Genomic DNA, 762 nt, shown 5'->3' on the forward strand with positions numbered 1-762 from the left:
GCGTGGATGAACCGGCTTTTGCCGAATGTGTTGAGGTCATAGATTTCTACGTCGGGCAGTGCTTTCGCCGCTTGGGCGGGAAACAACTCAGTGTTTCGGTCAATAAGTATTGCGAGCTTCTTCGGCGCAAGGCTGCTGACCAGAGCGGCGAGTGCGGCGAGGTCATCATCCCAATAGGGGCTGAGCACGACAAGACGCTCGACGCGCTCTCCGTCGATCAGGTTCGTGAACCGCGTTCCTATCCCGGCTGCCGAGCCATTTCCGCTGGAACGTAGCAACGCGGCGCCGGAGCCGTCCGCGAGGCTGACGACATCGGCGGCCGGCTCGGTATCGAAGAGCCAGGGCGTGCGCGCGCGAAGCCATTCGAGCTGGTGGTTCAGTGCCTGCCCTTCCCCGGAAAGTAGGCTGCTCAGGTATTCCCATGTGGCGGCAACGAGCCGGGCTTCGCCTTCAGCTTCCTGTGTGCACGAGACCAGACCCGCGAGTTCCAGGTTCCCGGCGAGACCGGAGGCGGTCATGTTCGCGGAAGAGATGATCGCCCTGCCGCCGCGGCGCCCGAGTTGCAGCACGACCTTCGGGTGAAACACGGTCTTTGGCTGAATGCCGGTCACCGTGTAGTAGCGGCCCGCATGTTCCGGGAGCAGAGATGCTCCGTCGAGCGCATAGGTGAGCATGCGCTCGTCGACCAGCAGCATGTTGTTCGAGCACCCCGCGCCGCGCAGCCTTGGCAGTGCGATGTTCTCATACGCATCGAAATCGATG

1 protein-coding gene is annotated in these 762 nt (G+C 62.6%); it reads right to left on the minus strand.

Annotation, left to right across the window (positions count from 1 at the left end):
• The coding region (locus tag ACKAE7_RS21095) for a hypothetical protein (RefSeq protein WP_408980232.1) at positions 1 to 762 on the minus strand (762 nt) is incomplete at both ends.

Source organism: Pseudarthrobacter sp. NKDBFgelt, from assembly GCF_046097905.1.
Classification (GTDB): domain Bacteria; phylum Actinomycetota; class Actinomycetes; order Actinomycetales; family Micrococcaceae; genus Arthrobacter; species Arthrobacter polychromogenes.